Here is a 236-nt window from a genome sequence, read left to right as displayed (position 1 = left end):
AAAGATAATTCCCCAAAAGTACACCCCTTTTAGCAAAAAACAAGCAAAAGGGATGTATTTTTCCAAGTATGAAATTAACAAAACAAAGATAATTCCCCAAAAGTACACCCCTTTTAGCAAAAAACAAGCAAAAGGGATGTATTTTTCCAAGCATGAAATTAACAAAACAAAGATAATTCCCCCAAAGTACACCCCTTTTAGCAAAAAACAAGCAAAAGGGATGTATTTTTCCAAGT

The 236-nt window shown here is 32.6% G+C and carries 1 protein-coding gene; it reads left to right on the top strand.

Going from position 1 to position 236, the window contains the following annotated elements; genetic code table 11:
* A partial coding sequence (locus tag DWZ69_RS12215; RefSeq protein WP_207663664.1) for a hypothetical protein occupies nucleotides 1–236 on the top strand: 236 nt, incomplete at both ends.

Origin of the sequence: Eubacterium sp. AF34-35BH (assembly GCF_003477765.1) — a bacterium.
Classification (GTDB): domain Bacteria; phylum Bacillota; class Clostridia; order Lachnospirales; family Lachnospiraceae; genus Eubacterium_G.
The sequence above is the reverse complement of the archived record's forward strand: the minus strand, read 5'-3'. Positions and strand labels throughout refer to the sequence as shown.